This window comes from Paenibacillus sp. FSL R7-0273 (assembly GCF_000758625.1).
Lineage (GTDB): Bacteria > Bacillota > Bacilli > Paenibacillales > Paenibacillaceae > Paenibacillus_AQ.
Genome location: NZ_CP009283.1, coordinates 4,693,306 through 4,713,660, shown reverse-complemented (window position 1 = coordinate 4,713,660; position 20,355 = coordinate 4,693,306). Strand labels below are relative to the sequence as shown.

Below are 20,355 nucleotides of genomic sequence, written 5' to 3'. Positions count from 1 at the left end.
GAGGGGAATAACGCATTGTCCGGTCAAAAAAGATCAAAACATACTCTTAGAGCTTATTCTACCCAGGCGGCTTCCGCCGTTCTGGCCGGCGCCATTGCGTTTGGCGGGGCAGGGGCGGCATTTGCCGAAACTGCTGTTACTCCATCGGCTACTTCAACTGCAGCAACGCAAACCGCGGCAGCGGCAAGCGGCATTTTCAGCGATGTGAAGACCGGCTTTTGGGCCGAAAAGCATATCTACAAGCTGGCTTCCCAGGGAATCGTAGTCGGCAACAACGGACTGTTCCGTCCGGGAGACTCTGTTACCCAGCAGGAAGCTGTCCTGATGGCACTGCGCTTCATGAAATTACAGGACAATGTGGACAGTGCAACAGATGTAGTGCTGCCAACCAATTTTGAAGTCAACAATTACTATAAGCCTTACGTAGTGCTGGCATTCCAGTCCGGTCTGCTGGATAAGACAGCTGAAATGGCTGCAGACAACCTGAAGACCTCCTGGGGCGGGCGTAAAGCCTCCCGTGAATGGATCGCCGAGCTGCTGATCCGGGCCTTGGGCAAGAGCTCTCAGGCAGCAGCTGTGTCAGGCGAGCCAACCGGATTCGCTGACGATTCGAAGGTATCCGCGAACAAGCGCGGTTATATTAATGCAGCGGTGGATCTCGGACTGGCCAACGGACTGGACGGTAACCGTTTTGATCCGCAGGGAGCGGTAACCCGCGCGCAGCTGGCGACCTTCTTCAGCCGGGCTGAAGCTCACAGCACAGTGCAGTTCGATAATACAGTATCAGGAACGGTAAGCTCCTTGAAGGACGGTAAGCTTTCGCTTTACAGAGGCGGCTCTAATTCCACATACAATTTGACAGCTGCAACGGCATATTTTACAAGCACCTCGGAATCCAGAATCAGTCTGAATGATATCCAGCCTTATACTAAGGTTACGGTTATCGGTGCGACCTACAACGCGGCATATGTAGAGCTGACTGATCCGGTACAGCAGATTGATACGGTTGAAGGGACCTTTGCCAAAGTGACACCAGGCGTGATCTGGGTAGATTCCCCGTCAGGGTATGATCAATACAGCTATGATGAGAACACGGTCTTTACGGATGTGAATGATGCTGCCATTAATGCTGCAGCGGTTACGGCAGGCAGCAAGATTAAGCTGACCCGTGAAACCTACAGCGGACTGCATAAGGTGGTTAAGCTGCAGGTGACCTCCGGAATTGTCAACAAGACAGCTGCCGGAACAATTCAAAGCATCGACATCGCCGGAAAAAAAATCACCTTCAAAAATGCTGCCGGTTCAGTTGAGAGCTTCAGCTGGGAGGATAACAGCACATTGTTCAGCTCGCAGAACGCTGTATTGCAGCCGGCTGATCTCAGAACCAATTCCGCAGTGAATTATACGGTAAGAAATAACATCCTTACAGCGGTTGAGGTCACTTCAGCTACTGAACGGATTGTACAGGGTTATATTGTAGAGCTTACAGGCACAACGATTGTCTACAAAAAATCTGACGGCACACGCGAAGTCAAGCTGCTTGCCGCATCACCAGCCATTGTTATTCCTAACCTAACGAATCCGGCTGCAGCTGATCTGATTGCCGATGCCGTCGGAGGCGACAATGTCCAGCTTACACTGAACAGCAGCGATCAGGTGACAAAGATTGAAGTGACCAGCCGCCAGATCGAGCAATACAGCGGGGCAACCGTTGTTGCCTATAATAGCAAAACACAGCTGCTCACCTTTACAGACAGCAGCAATAAGGCTCATGTTGTGCAGCTGAATGCCAGCACGAAGCTTGCCTATGAAGGTGTAGCTTCACCTACACTGGCCGGCATTGCCTCAAGATTGACTGAAGGCCGCAAGGTGGATGTTAACTCTGTAGGGGACCGTGCGCTGTCTGTGGAAAGCACAAGCAAATACAGCGGGACCGTGGCTTCGCTGAATGCTACCGCCCGGACACTTGTCTTGAAGCTGACAAACGGCCAGTCGCTGACACTTCCTTATCCTCAGGCTGTAGATTATTTCGGTAAACAAGCTGCCAGTATGGCGGATGTGGCAGTCAACAGTCAGGTTACAGCTGTTCTGTCCGGTAACCAGGATATCATTTCTGTATTGCGTGTCCATACTGCAGCGCAGCTTGAAATTACCAATCTTAACAGCACCACCAACAAGCTGGGGGTAAAATGGGCTGGCGGCACGACTGAGCTGTACACTTTGACTATGCCGATGACCAATGATGCGGGCCAGACGATTACAATCAGCGACCTGAAGGTCGGCGGCTTTATCAATGTTAAATTTGACGGAAGCTCACCAACCTCCATACAGGCGGTTAGGGTAAGCAGCGGTCAGGTAACTGCTGTTGATGCGGCAGCGGCTACACTTACAGTCAAGGATTATAACGGAACCACCCAGACCTTTGCGGCAGGCAGCGGTGTCAGAGTGGTCCGTGACGGTGTTACGACAACTTCGCTGGCTAATGTAACAACTACTGACCGCGTAGAGGTACGTAAGGATGCGGACGGCGTCATTCTGGTCCGTGTGCTGACCCAGCTCAACAAAGTGTTCTCAAGGGTAGATACCGCCACTAACGAGCTGCAGGTCAAACGTTCCAATCTTAATGATCCTTACCGCTATTCACTTGCAGCCAATGCATATATTCATCAAGGTGACACGACTTTATCCGTGCAATCTCTCAAAGAAAATGATAATATTATATTGTATTTTAACAACGATTTTATAGTTGAAATTGTGAAACAATAATGTTATGGTGGATTTCCGTGTGAAACACCGTCTTGACGCAGAGGTAAGACTGACTGCGTCAGGACGTTTTTTTTGAAATATAAGAAGAGGTAGCACGCCCGCATAAGTAACTCCGGGTGTAAACACTCCGTGGAGGGGACGCTATGAAAGCTGCAGAGGTCCGCCACATTCTGGATACTATTGGAGACTTGTTTCCTGATGCACATTGCGAGCTGAACCACAAGAACGCCTTCGAGCTGACGATTGCGGTATTGCTGTCAGCCCAATGTACGGACGCAACAGTAAATAAAGTGACAGTGGACCTGTTTCAAAAGTATCAATCTCCGCTGGATTATGTTTCAGTTCCTCTAGAGGAGCTGGAGAATGATATCCGGCGTATCGGATTGTTCCGTAACAAAGCCAAGCATATTCAGAAGCTCTGCTCGATCCTTATTGAGCAGTACGGCGGAGAAGTGCCGGAGGCGCATGATCAGCTGGTTACTTTGCCTGGCGTAGGGCGCAAGACAGCCAATGTCGTAGTTTCCAATGCCTTTGGAGTTCCGGCCATTGCCGTCGATACTCACGTTGAGCGTGTAGCCAAGCGGCTGGCGCTGGCGGGCTGGGATGATTCCGTGCTTGAGGTGGAGAAGAAGCTGATGAAGGCGGTGCCGCGTGAGGAGTGGACACTTACGCATCACCGGCTGATTTTTTTCGGACGCTATCACTGTAAAGCACAGAATCCGGCATGTCAGATATGTCCGCTGCTCGATGTATGCCGGGAAGGTAAAAAACGTATGAAAACCGCAACAATCAGGAAAACTAAGACTGAGGCGGGAGCAATCAAGAAGTTAGAGATGAAGAAGAGGATGGGATAGAGATGAAGTGCATTTCTGTGTATACCGATAATTTTGAGACTTTTTCCGATATTTTTGACCGCGTAGTTGAAAGTCCGCTTGAAGAGAATGAAGAGCAGGAAGTGGAAGGCATCACGATCAGCCATTCCGGCGATGTTCCTGAGCACTACCTGGAGCGCATGTCCCAGAAGCCTGAGGTTGTCGTTATGAGAGACAAGTCCCGTGGCCTGACTATTCTCCAGCATGGCAAAGTATTCGAAATTCTGCTTCCGGTTCTGGAAACAGCTTAATATTAATTAACATGCAGAGCCGGCCCGTATGGGCCGGTTTTTTTAATATCCGAAAGGGAGGACGCCAATATGGAAGCTGAATCTGTGAATGCATCAAGAATAGAACAGCTTGAATCATTAAAATCAATGCAATCAACCATTCATAAGCTGGAAAGCGCTCTAAGCCAAATGACCGAAAGCGGTGCTAACACAACTCTGGTAAAAAAACGGCTCCTGGCTGTGAACGCCGGTTTAGCTGTCCTTGAAAAGATATGGGAGAACAAGCCTTATCCCTATACCCCTGAAGAATCAGCTGAAGCCCGTAAAGTTCTAGTTGGATTAATCTCTTCTGTTGAAAACAGCTATGCCAGATCCAAAGCCGGCAGTCCGCAAAGGACGCTGCTGGAAAGAAGGCTTCGGGCGTTGAAGCAGGCTGTTCAGGCGACTGATAATCTCTCCGCAACGCAGGCAACAGACCCTGAGTGACGGTATAACTGCACTTTGTACATTTAAAATCAGTGAAAGACCAGACTTTTTCTATATAAGTGTAGTTTGTGCAGCTATATTCGGCCGAAAAGGTAAAATTGCGCTTTTTACGGAGAAATAAGTGTACGAAATACAACTATCCGGTAGTTTTGATGAAAAGCGGGCGGTTTAGTTGTACAGAGTGCAGTTAACGTACGTTTGCTGATCACGTTCAGGAAGAGTGTGCCTTCAGACGCTGGCGGAAGCCGAAATAGACCATGACTGAAGGCACAAGCAGCATGGCACTGAGCATGACGCCTATCAAGGAGATGTTATGTATCAGTACATAGTCCCATAGTTTTGCTGACAAGTGCAGCAAGATGAAGTTTACTGCTGTCAGCATTAGTGCAATAAGAGCTGCTGTACGGCTCTGGCGGACAACTCTGGAATATTTGTCATAAAGGGTCTCGCGGTCGGTATGGATAGGAACGGTGCCCGGTTCTGCCGAGAAAATATGGAGATCCCCGGATGAGCATACATGATTCCAACCGCTGTCTGCGAACAGATCTCTGTATTCATGCTCTTCAGCAGGCTGCAGCATCCGTATATCGAGGCAGTAATCCAGCTTATGCGCCGTTCCTCTGCGGACAATGAACCCGAATGGGGATAAACGGTCCAAAAGCCAGCCTTGTGCAGCCAGTCTGCTTAACTTTTTCATCTCGGCCTCTTCAGCAAAAGCCAACCCCATCGTTAGGACATGCTTCGTCTGCTTGCTGTTATTTTTCATCTGAAGCTTCCTCCTTTGATTGATGTAGTGCAGCATTTCCGTGCCTTGCCATTCTCAATCTCCGTTCAATCTCAGCGGCAATCACCATTTCACCTTTGGCTGTCAACTGATAAGTTTTCCTCCGCTCATCGTCATCTTCATTCAGCAAAATGTAACCGTTCTTCTGCATCTTTTTGATAAGGGTATATAGCGTAGCGGGTCCGATCTTGACTTCTCCGTCTGTCAGCTCTTCAATGTACTTCATAATGGCGTAGCCGTGCCGGGGCACAATTAGAGCCAGAAGGATATAGTAGGCCGAATCTGTTAATTGCTCTGTCTCTAAAGAGTTAGCTCGGGACAATACTTCACCTCATTAATTCCATAAAATAACATTGTCAAGTGGAAACACTGCTGCTTTGTATTTTTTTGTATTTTAATGAATTAGTATTTGGGATAGGAGATTTTGTGGAGGATTATAGCTGATTTTGTAAAACATGATGATTTGATTTATGGCAGACTGGTGATAAAATGTAAATAATCTTTGGAGTGTTAAATTTTAAATAATTTATTTTAAAGCATTGTGCAGGAGTAGGATTCTAAGGAATTGAAAGCGGTTATTTACATTTAATGGACATATGATGTGCTAAGTACATAGTTAGTTATAAGCTGAAGATATTTTCCAGGACACGGCGGAGGTGGGCTTGTGCGGGCAGAACAGACGAAGCTGGAACAGAAACAGAAACAGGTAAAGGATTTATCGTTACCCTCATTACAAAAGCTGATGGAGGAGTGGGGGGAACAGGAAACAGCCCGGGTGATTGCGGATCTACAGGTGAAGCAGCAGAAGGAGGAACTTACGCTGGCTTTTTGCGGGCATTTCTCTGCGGGCAAATCCAGCATGATCAACAAGCTGTGCGGCAGCGATGTGCTGCCTTCCGGTCCTGTTCCGACCAGTGCGAATGTGGTATCGATCCGCTGCGGAGAGCCGCGTGCAGTGCTGTATCCGGTGCCAGAGCGGCAGGATATTCCGGTAATTCCCCGGGAGACTACGCCTGACCAGCTGCAGGAGTACTGCCGTAACGGCGGCGGGTATTCGTCGATCGAAGTGTGGGATCAGGTTCCTGTGCTTGGAGCGCATGGTGTGCTGCTGGATACTCCGGGGGTTGATTCAACGGATGACGGACATCAGGCGGCGACCCGTTCGGCGCTGCATCTGGCTGATGTGGTGTTCTATGTGATGGATTATAACCATGTGCAGTCAGAGAATAATCTGGCTTTTGCCAAAAATCTCAGTGACTGGGGCAAGCCCCTGTACCTCATAGTCAATCAGATCGACAAGCACCGCGAGCGGGAAATCACCCTGGAAGAATACCGGCGGCAACTGGAAAGCGCTTTCGATGCCTGGGGCATTCAGGCCGCAGGGCTGCTGTTCACCTCGCTTAAGGTGGAAGACCATCCGCTTAATCAGTGGAAGGAGCTGTTAGAGCTGATTGCAGCACTGCTGGACCGGCGTGAGGAGCTTCTGCAATATAGCCTGTCCCGGTCAGCCCGTCATATTGCAGACACACTGGTAACCGTTTTTGCGGAAGAGCAGCATGAGCAGCGGGAGCAGCTGGAGGAAGTGACGCAGGGAGCGGATGTAGCAGAGGTAGAGGCAGCACTTAAGGCATTGGCGCTGGAGCAGGAGGCTCTTGCAGGGCTGCCGGAAGAGGCAAGGCACAATCTGCGGAGCGGGGTTGATGCGCTGCTTGGCAACAGCAATCTGACGCCTGCGGATGTCAGGGAGGCCGCCGGCGCTTATGTGGAGAGCCTTGCCCCCGGATTCCGGCGCGGACTCCTGTTCACCGCGGCCAAGCGGGAGAAGGAGCAGCAGAAGCGCCTAGATGCCTGGCACGGGCTGCAGAGCCGGGAAATCTCCGGCCAGCTGGACTGGCACCTTCTGCAGGCGGTGCGTGAATGGGCCGAAGGCCTGGATGTCTGGGAGGACGGGGCAGAAACCCGGCTGAAGGACAGCCTCCCGGCGGTGAGCCGCGAGTGGCTCGCGGGTCAGGTGAAGCCGGGAACCTCCGGCAGCGGCGAGGCGCTGCTCAATTTCTGCCGCACCCTTGCGGCAGAAATCAAAGCGCAGTACCGCCGCGCTGCGCTCGCCGGCGGCGATGAGCTGCTGGCGAAGCTGCCGCCGCTCATCGGGGAGCGGCGCGGTGCCCTCGCGCGCCGCGAAGCCGCCTTGCTGCGCCAGGCGGAGGCCGCCGCTGCGCTAGCGGCCCTTGACCGCGCGGCGGAGGCCCGCGCGGCAGCCCTTGCGGCGCTGCTGCCGCAGCGCCGCGCCCTCACCCCCGGCTCCCTGCCGGAGGTGAGGGCCAGAGCCTACGCGGCCGCGCCGGAGGCAGCGCCGCGTGAAGCACGGCCGCGGCACAGCGCCGCGGCCGGCCCTTCCGCCGCCCCGGCCTCTCCGGCGGCGGAAGGGCCGGCGGGCGGGCGCCGCCGGCTGGGGCAGGCCGCAGCGGTGCTGGACGCTGCGGCGGAGCTGCTGCGCGGCGAGCCGGCGATGGCCTCGGCAGCGCGCAGTCTGGCGGCGCGGGCGGAGGACCTCTCCGGCGGCCGCTTTACGCTGGCGCTGTTCGGAGCGTTCAGCGCCGGCAAGTCCTCCTTCGCCAACGCCCTGCTGGGCGAAGACGTGCTGCCTGTGTCTCCGCATCCCGCAACAGCGGCCGTCGGGCGCATTCTTGCGCCGGAGGGCGGGTACCGGCACGGGGATGCCGTTATTACCATGAAGTCGCCGGAGGAATTCTGGGATGACATTGTCCATTCCTTCGGGGTACTGCAGCTCCCGCAGCCGCAGCGTGAGACATGGACCACTGCTGCGGTCAGCCTGCAGGCCGGCGGCCTGCATCCGTCGGCGCTGCCGCATATCGGCTTTCTGCGGGCGGCAGCGGCAGGCTGGCAGCAGGCGGAAGGGCTGCTCGGCAACGTCCGGACTGTCGGTCTGCAGGAATACCGCAGCCTGGTCGCGGACGAGACGAGGGCCTGCTTCATTCAGGAGACGGATCTGTATTATGACTGTCCACTTACCGCAAGCGGCATCGTGCTGGTCGATACGCCGGGTGCAGATTCCCTGCATGCGCGCCATACCGGCGTGACCTTTGGTTACATGAAGAATGCCGATGCCATCTGCTTCGTGACTTATTATAATCATGCGTTTTCGAAGGCGGACCGCGGCCTGCTGGCCCAGCTTGGCCGGATCAAGGACAGCTTCGCCCTGGATAAAATGTTCTTCATCATCAATGCCTCTGATCTGGCAGGCAGCGAGGAGGAGCTGGAGGAGGTCAAAGGGCATGTGACCCGGAATCTGCGGGCCGGCGGGCTGACCGCACCGCGAATCTTTGCCCTGTCCAGCCTGCTGGCCCTGGAGGGCAAAACAGGAATGGGGCCTCAGCGGTATGAAGCCTCGCGCTTTGGCAGCTTTGAGGAGGCGCTGGCGCAGTTCGCCGGCGGCGAGCTGCCGCAGCTGTCGCTGAATGCCGCCCGGGACAGCCTCACCTCAGTGAGGCAAAGGGCCGAGGAATGGCAGGAGCTGGCGGCAGCGGAGGCGGGCAGGCGGGAAGCGGGCATGCAGGAGCTGCAGGCGCGCAAAGAAGCAGCCGCTCAGCGTCTGGCCCTGCTGGCTGCGGAAGAACGGCCTGCCCGCGACCTGCGGCGTGAAGGGGAAGAGCTGATCTATCATGTGCGCCAGCGGATCGGGTTTGCGCTGGGAAGCTATTTTCAGGAATCGTTCCACCCGTCCCTGCTGCGTGAGGACGCGCGTAATCTCAAGGACATCTTCACCGCCTGCGGCCGGGAGCTGGAACGCACGCTGCAGCGGGAGCTGGAGCAGGAATTGTGGGCAACCACGCTGCGGCTGGAAGCGGCCGGAGTGCGGCTGGTCAGGCAGGCTGCACTGGCAGCTGCAGAGGAGCTGGCCCTGTCCGGCCGTGAGCTTCAGCTGCAGGAGCGCTGGGCTGCGCCGGATAAGCTGGAGGCGGTGCTGGCCCCGCTCGACTGGCCCGGCTTCTGGAGCCGCTTTAAGTCGCCGCGCCACTTTTTTGAAGGGCCGGGCCGTACAGAGCTGCGGGCCGCTGCCGAGCCGCTGCTGAAGGAGTCGCTCACCCGGGCGGCGGAAGCGGAGCAGCAGGTCCTGCTCGATTGTTACGCCAATGCTGTGAACACCGCGCTGGCACAGGCCGCAGACAGGCTGCGGGAAGCGCTGCATGAACGCGAGGAAGCTATGGCAGAGCTGCTGAAAGGAGGTGATTCAGCAGAGCACTGGAGTGGAGTTGTCACCCGGCTGCAGCATCTGGAGCAAAATTTCGACGGGCTTTTAAATAAAGTTCTGTGAAGATTGTAGGAAAATGTCGAAGAACACTTGCAAATTAACGGCTGATGGAAGAAAATAAAGAAGCCTGGAAATTTACAATGAAACTGCTGTCCGTTTACAGAAACCTTGAAAATCAGCAGACAAATTTGCGAAAGAGGTTGAACCGACAATGTGGGGAGCTCCCTTTTCAGCCCGAAGCCGTAAGCTGCTGCTCCTGGGCAGCGGAGAATTGGGTAAAGAAGTCATTATTGAAGCTCAGCGCCTTGGCGTAGAGACCGTAGCTGTAGACCGTTATCCGGATGCTCCTGCGATGGGCGTTGCCCACCGTTCGTATGTCATCGATATGCTGGACGCAGACGCGCTCAAAGCGCTGATCCGCAAGGAACAGCCGGATCTGATTGTGCCGGAGATTGAAGCGATTGCCACACATGCACTGCTGGAGCTGGAGGAGGAAGGCTTCAACGTTGTTCCTACCGCCCGTGCAGCCCGTCTGACGATGGACCGTGAGGGCATCCGCAGGCTTGCCGCCGAGGAGCTGGGACTTAAGACGGCCCCTTACCGCTTTGCCGACAGTCTGGAAGAGCTGCGCGCAGCGCTTGAGGAGCTTGGCACACCTTGTGTCATTAAGCCGATCATGAGCTCCTCGGGTAAAGGGCAGAGCATCTGCAGACAGCCGGAGGATGCGGAAGCCTGCTGGAACATTGCGCTTGAAGGCGCACGTGCCAAAGGAACCCGCGTCATTGTTGAAGGCTTTGTAACGTTTGAAAGTGAAATCACTCTGCTGACGGTGCGGACGGTAAGCGGGACTGTATTCTGTCCGCCGATCGGCCACATCCAGAAGGACGGCGATTATGTCGAATCCTGGCAGCCGCATCAGATGAGCGGGGAGCAGCTGGCTGAAGCACAAGCCATTGCCCTTGCGGTAACCGATCAGCTTGGCGGGCTGGGCATTTTCGGAGTGGAGCTGTTTTTGACGGATCAGGGAGTGCTGTTCAGCGAAGTGTCGCCGCGGCCTCATGATACGGGGATGGTCACTATGATTACACAGGATTTATCGGAATTTGCTCTGCATGTCAGAGCCATTCTTGGATTTCCGCTGGACTCGGTAACGCTTATCACGCCGGGGGCATCGGCTACCCTGAAAGCGGAGGCTGAAGGACAAGCCTTTACAATCTCCGGTATCGGTGAGGCGCTGGCACTGCCGCGCACACAGGTAAGGGTATTCGGTAAGCCTGAAATCCGTCACGGACGGCGGATGGCAGTAACGTTAAGTGCTGCGGAAGATGTGAATATCGCGCGGACGGCAGCCAAACAGGCGGCGTCTATGCTAAAAGTGGAGGTATATGAGGATGAACAGTAGTACTCAGGAGCAGGTACTGCAAATTCGCAAATGGAGTGAATGTGATCTGGAGAGAGTCACCGCTCTTTTGCGTGAATTCGGCTATCCGACAACGCTTAGCGTGATGAAAGAGAGAATGGAAGGCATGGAGCATGATCCGTTCCACTGCACAATGGTTGCTGAGCTGGACAATGAGGTTGTGGGTATGATTGATCTTCATCAGGTGAAATCCTATTACAAGCAGGCAGACTGCATTACGGAGATTACCGCACTGATCGTATCAGAGGAGCTTAGAGGCAACGGACTTGGCAAAAGACTGGTCGCTGCCGCAGAGGACTGGGCCCGCCAAAAGGGCTGCTGCCAGCTGTTTCTCAGAAGCGGCAACCGCGTGGAACGCGCGCCGGCTCATGCGTTTTACCGTCATATCGGGTTCGAAAAAAGCGCAGGCTACCGCTTCAGCAAGGCCCTGGTCTAAATCTTATACGTGCAATCATCCCCATCCCGGAGCTACGGGATGGTTTTTTTTGTTTCTGCAGCTATTCCGGCTGTAAGGATTATTTGAGTTGACCCTTGCCAGACGGCCAGACTAATATTATAGTGAAATCCCGCCGATATTAGCAGACTTATTTGTTTTAAACAAAAATGCGGGGAAACGAAACAGCCTGTGCCCATTTTTCACTAAGGCGCTCTGTTTCAGGCATGTTAATATAACGATAAACCGGATAAAACTATATGGGTAAACCAAAGAAGGGTGAAGCATGTATAAACTGATTCTTGCCGAAGATGAAGAGGATGTACGGGAAGGGATAATCGCCCAGATCGACTGGGAGCAATACGGCTTTGAGGTGGTTGAGCAGGCAGAGAACGGCCGGGAAGCGGCTGAGGCAGTGGACCGCCATATGCCGGACGTAGTCGTAACAGACATCCAGATGCCGTTTATGAACGGCCTGCAGCTGGCCGAGTGGATCCGCAGCCGTCACCCTAATACGAAGATCATCATTCTGACCGGCTTTGATGAATTTGAATACGCCCAGAAGGCGATCAAGCTGCAGATTGATGAATATATTTTGAAACCGTTCTCATCACAGGAGCTGATTGATGTGCTGCTGAAGGTAAGGACAGCCATTGAAGCTGAAATCGCCGAGAAGGAGAATATATATGTCCTCAGCGAGCATTACCGTAAAAGCCTGCCCGTGCTGCGGGAGCAGTTCCTCTCCTCGCTCGTATCCCGCCGGCTGCCGCTGCAGGAGATCAGTGATAAAAGCTCTGAGTATAGCATTGATCTTGCAGGAAGGCAGTTCCAGGCCTCGGTCATCAGCATTGACTATATTCATTCCGGGGAGCAGGAGGGGGCGGCAGCCGGCCGGCATATCTCGCTGCGGGACACCGGGGACCATAATCTCCAGCTGTTTGCCATCCTGAATATCGCCGAGGAGATATGCCAGAAGCATGCCTTCGGCAGAGTATTCATTCACCGGGATGATGTTGTGCTTCTGTCAGCGAGTCAGGCGGCTGATGAAGCCGAAATCACAGGCAGTACATTAACGGTTCTTGAAGAGATCCGCCAGAACGTGCAGCGTTATCTCAAGCTGACGGTGACGGCCGGGGCAGGCACGGTCTGCCGGTCTGCCGGCATGCTGTTCAATTCCTTTGCGGATGCGGTGCAGGCGCTGGATTACCGGCTCATACTCGGCAATAACAGAGTAATCTGGATTGAGGATGTCGAGTCCAGAGCACACCAGCTGCCTGCCTTTGATGAGCTGACCCAGCAGTCGCTGATCCGTACGATTAAGCTGGGTACCGTTCAGGAGCTGAAGCAGGTGGTGGACGAGCTGTTCGGCGGCCTGGATACGGCACAGGTCTCGACCCAGGATTATCAGATCTTTTTACTTGAGATTATTACGTCTATCCTGCGTGTAGCCAGGGAGTCGGGCAGTGAAGCGGCTGATTTCATCGGTCCCGGCTTGTCCACGCTGTCGGAATTGCATAAGTTCAACAATATGGGTGAAGCCAAGGAATGGATAATCAGGATTTGTACCCGGCTGATGGACTCCATCGCCTCGGAGCGCCAGTCCAGCTACAAGCAGCTGATGGATCAGGCCAAGGATTATATCCGCAGCCATTATGAGGAATCTGATATTTCCATCGGCCGGGTCTGTCAGCATCTGCACATCAGCACCGGCTATTTCAGCAGTATTTTTAAAAAAGAAATGAAAATGACCTTTGTCAGCTATCTGCTGCAGATCCGCCTGGAGGCGGCCAAGGAGCTGCTCCGCTCCACAGAGCTGAAGGCGTTTGAAATTGCCGAAAAAATCGGCTTCTCCGATCCAAATTACTTCAGCTTCTGCTTCCGCAAAAAATACGGGCAGTCGCCCAAAGAGTATAAGAACAGCTCCCGGGGAGGATAAACGATGAACAAAAGCAAGGCGGACTTCTTCCCGCTGCGTCCGCAGCCCGGCCAGCGCGGCCGGCTGCGCCTCTCGGCTAAGCTGCGCAGCATCCAGCTGATAATAACGTTATCCTTCACGACAGTGGCCGTTCTTGTAGCGGTCATTGTCGCTTTTATGCTGTACAGCAAATTTGCCAAGACAGCGGAGGAGAATGCGAACCTGAACATGCAGCAGATTATTGAGCAGGTGAATTACAACCTGGAGCTGTACGTGAAGGGAATGGGCAATATCTTTGATACGGCTGAGAAGCAGATTACCACCAGCGCATCCATTGATTCGCCTCTGCTTAATGAACGCATGGATACGCTGATGAGCAGCCGTGAGGATCTGGTGTCTGTGGCTGTTTTTACTCCCCAGGGCCAGTATGTGGTTGGTACTCCCGGGCAAAAGATGCGGCTGAATACGCAGCTCCAGAGCCAGAGCTGGTTCACCAGCGCCCAGAAAACGCCGGACATCTCCTATTCCGCACCGCATATCCAGAATTTGTTCAAAGGGAAATATACATGGGTCGTCTCCATCAGCAAAATGATCCAGTACAAGCAGAACGGGGAGCTGAAGTCCGGTATTTTGCTGATTGATTTTAACTTCCGGACGATTGACCAGCTTAGCCGCCAGGTAAAGCTCGGCAAGCGTGGATATGCCTATATCCTCGACCCCCTGGGCAATATCGTCTATCATCCGCAGCAGCAGCTGATCTATGCCGGCCTGAAGTATGAGAATGTGGAGCCGGTTCTTGAGTATGCTTACCGGAGCTATCTGGATGAATCCACCGGGGAGAAACGGTTTATTACGGTGCGTACCGTGGAGGAGACCGGGTGGAAAATCGTCGGTGTTGCTTACTACGATGAGATTGTAACCACCAAGCGGGATCTCAACCAGTTCCTGATCTGGTTCCTCGCTGTCGTCATTCTCTGTGTTATCGCTGTTTCCGTCTTCCTGTCCTGGCTGATTGCAAGTCCGATCCGGAAGCTGGAGCGCACGGTCAAGCAGGTGGGTGAAGGGGATCTGAATACACCTATTAACGTTAGCGGCGCTTATGAGGTGGAGCAGCTGTCGAGGCGCTTTAATCTGATGCTGCAGCGGATCCGCCAGCTGATGGACCAGATTATCTATGAGCAGGAGACGAAACGCAAAGGCGAGCTTGAGGTGCTGCAATCGCAGATTAATCCCCACTTTTTGTACAATACGCTGAATTCTGTCGTCCGGCTGGCTGAGCGCGGCAAAAATGATGAGGTCATCACGATGATCCAGTCACTCTCGAAGTTTTTCCGGATCAGTCTGAGCAAAGGAAATAACATCATTACGGTGCAGGAGGAGCTCGATCATATCCGCCATTATCTGGTGATCCAGAGCTTCCGCTTCAAGAATAAATTCTGCTTTGAGATCAAAGCGCAGGACGAGGTGCTTCAGCTTCAGACCATCAAGCTGATTTTGCAGCCGATTGTCGAGAATGCCCTGTATCACGGGATTGAAATGTCGCCGGACGAGGGGCTGGTGCTGATTACTGCCGAGCTGCAGGATGGTCTGATTGTAATCAGGGTCAGCGATAACGGAATCGGCATGTCCAGGGAGACATTGAATACTATCCTCAGCGGCGGCGTTAAAAGCGGCAAAACCGGCAGCGGCTCGGGTGTCGGGGTACGAAATGTAAATGAACGGATCAGCCTCTATTACGGCCGCGAATTCGGGCTTACCTTCGAAAGTGAGCTGGAGGAAGGGACCATCGTGACCATTGTTTTTCCGGCAGTCAGCAGCAGGGCAGTTGAGGAAGGAGGGGAGGAATCATCATGAAAATAACACGTATATTGCTGACAGTGCTGATGTGTGCGCTGGTCTGGCTATCGGTGACCTCCTGCTTTTTTAATTCGTCACCTGTATATATCAACACCAAAAACACGCGCAATATCCATATGATCGTCAAAATGAACAAGGGTGATTACTGGAATACGGTCAAGCTGGGCGCGGAAGCGGCCGCCAAGGAGTTCAATGTCAATCTGACCTTCAAGGCACCGGATTCGGAGAGCATGATTGATGAGCAGGTGGCCATGGTCGAGGATTCGATCAGCCAGCACGCGGATGCAATCATTCTGGCAGCGAGCAGCTATATGGGATTAGCCCAGGTGGTTGACCAGGCTGCTTATTCCAAAATACCGGTTATTTCAGTTGATGCCGAAGTCGGCTCTGCCAAGGTGCGGTCCTATGTAGGCTCTAACGGCTATGAGGCCGGCCAGAAATCTGCTGAACGCCTGATAACGCTGCTGAACGGCACCGGTGAGATCGGTATTCTTAACTTTACCAGCGCGTCCCTGAACGGTCAGCAGGAGAGTGGTTCGATAGATTACGGGGCAAGGGATGCGGATGAGCGGGAAAAGGGGTTTCTTAACTATGCCGCCCGTTATCCGAACATTCATGTGGTGCAGATTTCGTATACCTCATCCAATACGACCGAAGCCGAAGAGCTGACCCGGCAAATGCTGGAGAAGCACCCCGGACTGCGGGGCATTGCTACACTGAACGAAACGGCCTCGCAGGGAGCAGGCAAGGTTATTCAGAGCCAGGGTCTAGATAATATTATTAAAATGGTCGCCTTTGACAGCTCGCCCTCCATGCTGGAGCTGCTGCAGAACGGTACTGTTCAGGCTACCGTCATCCAGAATCCGTTCAGCAACGGCTATCTCGCCGTGAAATATGCAGTAGAGCTGCTGCAGGGAATAGATGTGCCGGAGCGCGTAGATACAGGAACCAAGCTGATTGATCTGGACAATATGCTCTACCCTGAGAACCAGAAGCTGCTGTTTCCGTTCGTAAAGTAGGATTTTTATAACATGAGAATTTTCATAAAAGACAGTAGGATTTTATATTCGCAACCGTTTTCACGTAAGGCATAATAAGGTTGTGCCTGAGACACACGGACACACTAATAAAGAAACATCACCAGGAGGTCATTAAATTATGAAAAAGCTTACTTCCGTATTACTAGCCAGTGCATTGCTGGGTGCTGCTTTGGCAGGCTGCGGCGGCAATAACAACTCTGACAATACAGCAGCAACAAATGCTCCTGCCGGCAACGCGGCAGCAAACTCCGGTAACTCCGGCAGCGGTGAAACTCCGAAGGTCGGTGTTGCGATTTACAAGTTTGATGATACCTTCATGACCGGCGTGCGTAATGCGATTGATGCAGCGGCAAAGGGCATTGCAACGGTTGACATCGTAGATAGCCAGAACTCACAGCCGACCCAGAATGACAAGGTTGACCTGTTTGTTACCAAGAAATATGACGGCATGCTGATCAACCCGGTTGACCGCACCGCTGCAGGCGTAATCATCGATAAAGCAAAGGCTGCTGATATTCCGGTAGTATTCCTGAACCGCGAGCCGCTGCCTGAGGATATGAAGAAATGGGATAAGGTCTACTATGTTGGGGCAAAAGCAGAAGAGTCCGGCACGATGTCCGGCCAGCTGATTGTTGACTACTGGAAAGCTCACCCTGAAGCTGACAAAAACGGCGACGGCGTGCTGCAGTACGTAATGCTCAAAGGCGAACCGGGCCACCAGGATGCTGAGCTGCGTACCACCTTCTCCATCCAGGCTATCGAAGATGCCGGCATTAAGGTAGAGAAGCTGGCTGAAGATACTGCAATGTGGGACCGCGTAAAAGGACAGGAAAAAATGGCGGCCTTCCTTGGCTCCCACGGCGACAAAATCGAAGCAGTTCTGGCTAACAACGATGACATGGCACTCGGCGCAATCGAAGCTCTGAAAGCACAAGGCTACTTCACTGGCGACAAATACATGCCGGTAGTAGGCGTTGACGCTACGGCTCCGGCGGTTCAGGCTCTTCAGGACGGAACCATGCTCGGAACGGTACTGAACGATGCGAATAACCAGGGTAAAGCGGCGATTACCGTTGCAGCTCTGCTGGCTAAGGGCGAAACTCCAACTAAAGATAACGTAGGCTTTGATATCACAGACAACCAATATGTATGGATCTCCTACAAAAAGATTACAAAAGACAACGTAGCTGACGCTAAATAATAGCTTCTGGTACACAGAGCAAATAGATAAAAATGATAACCGGGGAGCGGGTCCGCCCGTTCCCCGGAATTCCTTAAGGGTAGGGAGCAGGATAGAACCGCTGTGCCTCTCATGGAAAAAGAAAAAAGCGTAGGGGGCGTAACAACATGGCTAATGCTGAGTTTTTGCTGGAAATGAACAATATTACAAAAGAATTCCCCGGCGTTAAAGCGCTGGACGGAGTAAGCCTCAAGGTTAGACCGGGTTCGGTACATGCACTGATGGGAGAAAACGGGGCAGGCAAATCAACACTGATGAAATGTCTCTTTGGTATTTATTCACCGGACGCCGGTGAGATCTTTCTGGATGGCGAAAAAGCCAGCATTACCAACTCCAACGATGCCCTCGGGCACGGGATTTCGATGATTCACCAGGAGCTGCATCCGGTACCGTTCCGGAGCGTGATGGAGAACATCTGGCTCGGACGTTTTCCGACTAAGGGAATCGGGCCGATTCAATTCATAGACCACAAGAAAATGTATGCGGATACAGCAAGCCTGTTTAAGGATCTGGATATTGATCTGAATCCCGAAACGCTGGTGGGCAAGCTGTCTGTATCCAAAATCCAATCCATTGAAATCGCGAAGGCCGTTTCTTTTCATTCCCGCGTCATTGTAATGGATGAGCCGACCTCTTCCCTGACAAGCGTGGAAGTTGAGCATCTGTTCCGGATTATCCGGGACCTGCAAAAAAGAGGCGTAGCTATTATCTATATATCCCACAAGATGGAAGAGATTCTGGAAATCTCTGATGAAGTAACGATCATGCGTGACGGTAAAAAAATCGGTACCTGGCCGTCTGCTGAACTGACGACGGACCTGATTATCTCCCGGATGGTCGGACGCGATCTGACCAACCGCTTCCCTGAACGCAGCAATGTTCCCGGCGAGGTCTATATGAAGGTGGAAGGGCTGACCTCTCCGGAGCCAAGATCGTTTAAGAATGTCTCGTTCAGTCTCAGACGGGGAGAAATTCTCGGAGTAGGCGGACTGGTAGGCGCGCAGCGTACTGAGGTTATTGAAGCTCTGTTCGGACTGCGGGCGATTGCATCCGGCAGTATTTCAATAGAGGGTAAGAAGGTGAACATCAATTCTCCGCAGGATGCCAAAAAGCACGGGCTGGCGCTGCTGACGGAGGAACGCCGTGTGACCGGTATTTTCCCGGTGCTGTCTGTCCATGAGAACGGGGCGATCGCTAATCTGGACCGTTACCGGAAGCCTTATCTTCTGCTCGACGGCAAGAAGAAAAAGGTTGAGGTGGACCGGATGATCGAGAAGCTCCGCACGAAGACACCGACCACCAAGGTACAGATCATGAACCTGTCGGGCGGTAACCAGCAAAAGGTGCTGCTGGCCAGATGGCTGCTGACCGAGCCGGAGGTTCTGCTGCTTGACGAGCCGACACGCGGAATTGACGTCGGTGCCAAGTTCGAAATCTATTCTATCATCGCCGATCTGGCGAAGCAGGGGAAGAGCATTATCATGATCTCCTCCGAGATGCCGGAGCTGCTGGGCATGTCTGACCGTGTCATGGTGATGTCGGAAGGACGGCTTACAGGAATATTAGAAGGCGACCAGGCTACGGAAACCGAAGTTATGCGTCTCGCCGCACAGCATTAGGATAGGAGCAGCATAAAGCACGGCGAAGACCCATTTGCTTTCAATTAAGCTGATCCGGCTTAGGATAGACAAGCAAAACTTCGCGTAACAACTAAGGAGGAACACTACTCATGGATGTTAAAAAAGCACAATCCTTTATAACCCAAAATGCGATTTATATCGTACTTGTCATTCTCATCATGGGAATTATCGTATACGAACCAAGCTTTATGTCGATTAATACGCTGCGTGATGTACTGATCCAGTCCTCGACCCGCGTTATTATCGCCCTCGGGGTTGCCTTTATCCTCATTACCGCAGGTACGGACTTGTCGGCAGGCCGCGTAGTCGGCTTCACCGCCGTTATCTCAGCCTCAATGCTGCAAATTCCGGATTATTCCCGCCGGTTCTTCCCGGATCTCCCGCAGGTGCATGTGCTGCTTCCGATTGTTATCGCAATCGTGGCCGGTCTTCTCTGCGGTCTGGTCAACGGTCTCGTCGTTTCCAAGCTCAATGTTCCGCCGTTCATTGCCACGCTGGGCACCATGCTTATCGTATACGGAGTAAACTCCCTGTACTTCGATATGGACCCGAACCAGTCACAGCCAATCGGCGGACTGCGTGAGGACTTCACCAAGATTGGCTCCGGCTTTATCGGCAGCGGCCAGTATTCCATACCCTACATCGTCATCATAGCGATAGTCGTCGCCGCGATAGTCTGGGTGCTGTTCAACAAAACCAAGCTGGGCAAAAACATGTACGCCATCGGCGGCAACATGCAGGCCGCCAAGGTTTCCGGGATCAACGTATCCAAGAACCTGATCTACATCTACGCAATCGCCGGTGCTCTTTATGGTCTGGCTGGTGTACTCGAAGCTGCAAGAACAGGCGGCGCAACCAACAACTACGGTAACATGTATGAACTCGATGCAATCGCAGCCTGCGTAGTCGGCGGCGTATCCACCACAGGCGGTATTGGTACCGTTCCTGGCGTCCTCGTAGGGGTTATCATCTTCACCCTGATTAACTACGGTCTGACCTTCATCGGCATCAGCCCTTATTATCAATTGATCATTAAAGGTTTAATTATCATCGCTGCGGTGTCGTTTGATATGCGGAAGTACTCATCAAAGAAGTAGGCCTTGTGCTCGGTGATTGGGCGGCTCAGGGCGGCTCGATGCTCGGGCGGCTCAATGCTCGGGCGTAACTCCGGGAAAGCTTTGGGCTTCCGGCCGCTGTTGTTCTCGAATTCCTTGATTCCATACCGCCTTTGCGGTGGGAATTCGAGAACAAAGGCGGTCGCTCCGCTCCTCCAGCTCCAAACTTTCCCTCCGTTACTCCCATCACCTCGCCAAGGTGGGGGAAAGCAGCAAAAAGCGTTTGCTAGCACTGCATAGCAAACGCTTTTTGGTGTTTCGATTGCTGCGCTCCGAAACAAAAC

Annotated in this window: 15 protein-coding genes; 13 read left to right on the top strand and 2 right to left on the bottom strand. The window is 53.2% G+C overall.

Annotation, left to right across the window (positions count from 1 at the left end):
* The first annotated feature begins 15 nt into the window (after nucleotides 1-15).
* The 4 genes from R70723_RS20250 to R70723_RS20235 all read left to right on the top strand — a co-directional run bounded on the left by R70723_RS20250 (nucleotide 16) and on the right by R70723_RS20235 (nucleotide 4,354).
* The gene (locus R70723_RS20250; RefSeq protein ID WP_039874819.1) at nucleotides 16-2,766 is read left to right on the top strand and encodes an S-layer homology domain-containing protein; all 2,751 of its coding nucleotides are present in this window, start codon (nucleotides 16-18) and stop codon (nucleotides 2,764-2,766) included.
* Nucleotides 2,767-2,909: 143 nt separating this feature from the next.
* Complete coding sequence (nth, locus tag R70723_RS20245; protein ID WP_039874816.1) at nucleotides 2,910-3,620, top strand: endonuclease III; 711 nt, start codon at nucleotides 2,910-2,912, stop codon at nucleotides 3,618-3,620.
* A 2-nt stretch (nucleotides 3,621-3,622) separates the two neighbouring features.
* Nucleotides 3,623-3,889, top strand: coding sequence for a hypothetical protein (locus tag R70723_RS20240; protein ID WP_039874814.1), 267 nt, complete (start codon nucleotides 3,623-3,625; stop codon nucleotides 3,887-3,889).
* 69 nt (nucleotides 3,890-3,958) lie between these two features.
* Nucleotides 3,959-4,354 (top strand): hypothetical protein, encoded by a 396-nt coding sequence (locus R70723_RS20235; RefSeq protein ID WP_039874812.1) that lies wholly within the window; start codon nucleotides 3,959-3,961, stop codon nucleotides 4,352-4,354.
* Between the two features lie 211 nt (nucleotides 4,355-4,565).
* Here the strand turns inward: R70723_RS20235 and R70723_RS20230 are convergent, their stop codons facing one another.
* Together R70723_RS20230 and R70723_RS20225 are read right to left on the bottom strand one after the other, a co-directional pair.
* Nucleotides 4,566-5,120 (bottom strand): DUF2812 domain-containing protein, encoded by a 555-nt coding sequence (locus R70723_RS20230; RefSeq protein ID WP_047171172.1) that lies wholly within the window; start codon nucleotides 5,118-5,120, stop codon nucleotides 4,566-4,568.
* Nucleotides 5,110-5,460: a PadR family transcriptional regulator gene (locus R70723_RS20225; RefSeq protein ID WP_039874810.1), complete on the bottom strand. Its 351-nt coding sequence runs from the start codon at nucleotides 5,458-5,460 to the stop codon at nucleotides 5,110-5,112. The genes R70723_RS20230 and R70723_RS20225 overlap by 11 nt, the downstream gene beginning before the upstream one ends.
* A 342-nt stretch (nucleotides 5,461-5,802) precedes the next feature.
* On the opposite strand from R70723_RS20225, the gene R70723_RS20220 reads away from it, so the two are divergent.
* The 9 genes from R70723_RS20220 (at nucleotide 5,803) to mglC (ending at nucleotide 20,053) form a co-directional block, all read left to right on the top strand.
* Entirely contained in the window at nucleotides 5,803-9,474 is a 3,672-nt protein-coding gene (locus R70723_RS20220; RefSeq protein WP_052421401.1) for a dynamin family protein, read from the top strand.
* Nucleotides 9,475-9,622: 148 nt separating this feature from the next.
* On the top strand, nucleotides 9,623-10,813 hold the full coding sequence (purT, locus tag R70723_RS20215; protein WP_039874808.1) for a formate-dependent phosphoribosylglycinamide formyltransferase: 1,191 nt from the start codon (nucleotides 9,623-9,625) through the stop codon (nucleotides 10,811-10,813).
* A complete protein-coding gene (locus tag R70723_RS20210; protein WP_144027080.1) occupies nucleotides 10,803-11,267 on the top strand; it encodes a GNAT family N-acetyltransferase in 465 nt (154 codons plus the stop codon). The genes purT and R70723_RS20210 overlap by 11 nt, the downstream gene beginning before the upstream one ends.
* A 283-nt stretch (nucleotides 11,268-11,550) precedes the next feature.
* Nucleotides 11,551-13,200 (top strand): response regulator, encoded by a 1,650-nt coding sequence (locus R70723_RS20205; protein WP_039874805.1) that lies wholly within the window; start codon nucleotides 11,551-11,553, stop codon nucleotides 13,198-13,200.
* A gap of 3 nt (nucleotides 13,201-13,203) precedes the next feature.
* Nucleotides 13,204-15,033 (top strand): sensor histidine kinase, encoded by a 1,830-nt coding sequence (locus tag R70723_RS20200; protein ID WP_081957441.1) that lies wholly within the window; start codon nucleotides 13,204-13,206, stop codon nucleotides 15,031-15,033.
* Nucleotides 15,030-16,055 (top strand): substrate-binding domain-containing protein, encoded by a 1,026-nt coding sequence (locus R70723_RS20195; RefSeq protein ID WP_039874803.1) that lies wholly within the window; start codon nucleotides 15,030-15,032, stop codon nucleotides 16,053-16,055. Before R70723_RS20200 ends, R70723_RS20195 begins: the two co-directional genes overlap by 4 nt.
* 139 nt (nucleotides 16,056-16,194) lie before the next feature.
* A complete protein-coding gene (locus tag R70723_RS20190; protein ID WP_144027079.1) occupies nucleotides 16,195-17,277 on the top strand; it encodes a galactose ABC transporter substrate-binding protein in 1,083 nt (360 codons plus the stop codon).
* Between the two features lie 146 nt (nucleotides 17,278-17,423).
* Nucleotides 17,424-18,935: a sugar ABC transporter ATP-binding protein gene (locus R70723_RS20185; protein ID WP_039874797.1), complete on the top strand. Its 1,512-nt coding sequence runs from the start codon at nucleotides 17,424-17,426 to the stop codon at nucleotides 18,933-18,935.
* Between the two features lie 110 nt (nucleotides 18,936-19,045).
* Nucleotides 19,046-20,053, top strand: coding sequence for a galactose/methyl galactoside ABC transporter permease MglC (gene mglC, locus R70723_RS20180; RefSeq protein WP_039874795.1), 1,008 nt, complete (start codon nucleotides 19,046-19,048; stop codon nucleotides 20,051-20,053).
* The last annotated feature ends 302 nt before the right edge of the window (nucleotides 20,054-20,355 follow it).

What these genes read in the sequence shown, in the direction of transcription:
- R70723_RS20235 (WP_039874812.1), top strand. Translation starts at nt 3,959, where the DNA reads ATGGAAGCTGAATCTGTGAATGCATCAAGAATAGAACAGCTTGAATCA.
- R70723_RS20185 (WP_039874797.1), top strand. Translation starts at nt 17,424, where the DNA reads ATGGCTAATGCTGAGTTTTTGCTGGAAATGAACAATATTACAAAAGAA.
- purT (WP_039874808.1), top strand. Translation starts at nt 9,623, where the DNA reads ATGTGGGGAGCTCCCTTTTCAGCCCGAAGCCGTAAGCTGCTGCTCCTG.
- R70723_RS20230 (WP_047171172.1), bottom strand. Translation starts at nt 5,120, where the DNA reads ATGAAAAATAACAGCAAGCAGACGAAGCATGTCCTAACGATGGGGTTG.
- R70723_RS20200 (WP_081957441.1), top strand. Translation starts at nt 13,204, where the DNA reads ATGAACAAAAGCAAGGCGGACTTCTTCCCGCTGCGTCCGCAGCCCGGC.
- nth (WP_039874816.1), top strand. Translation starts at nt 2,910, where the DNA reads ATGAAAGCTGCAGAGGTCCGCCACATTCTGGATACTATTGGAGACTTG.
- mglC (WP_039874795.1), top strand. Translation starts at nt 19,046, where the DNA reads ATGGATGTTAAAAAAGCACAATCCTTTATAACCCAAAATGCGATTTAT.
- R70723_RS20210 (WP_144027080.1), top strand. Translation starts at nt 10,803, where the DNA reads ATGAACAGTAGTACTCAGGAGCAGGTACTGCAAATTCGCAAATGGAGT.
- R70723_RS20240 (WP_039874814.1), top strand. Translation starts at nt 3,623, where the DNA reads ATGAAGTGCATTTCTGTGTATACCGATAATTTTGAGACTTTTTCCGAT.
- R70723_RS20190 (WP_144027079.1), top strand. Translation starts at nt 16,195, where the DNA reads ATGAAAAAGCTTACTTCCGTATTACTAGCCAGTGCATTGCTGGGTGCT.
- R70723_RS20195 (WP_039874803.1), top strand. Translation starts at nt 15,030, where the DNA reads ATGAAAATAACACGTATATTGCTGACAGTGCTGATGTGTGCGCTGGTC.
- R70723_RS20205 (WP_039874805.1), top strand. Translation starts at nt 11,551, where the DNA reads ATGTATAAACTGATTCTTGCCGAAGATGAAGAGGATGTACGGGAAGGG.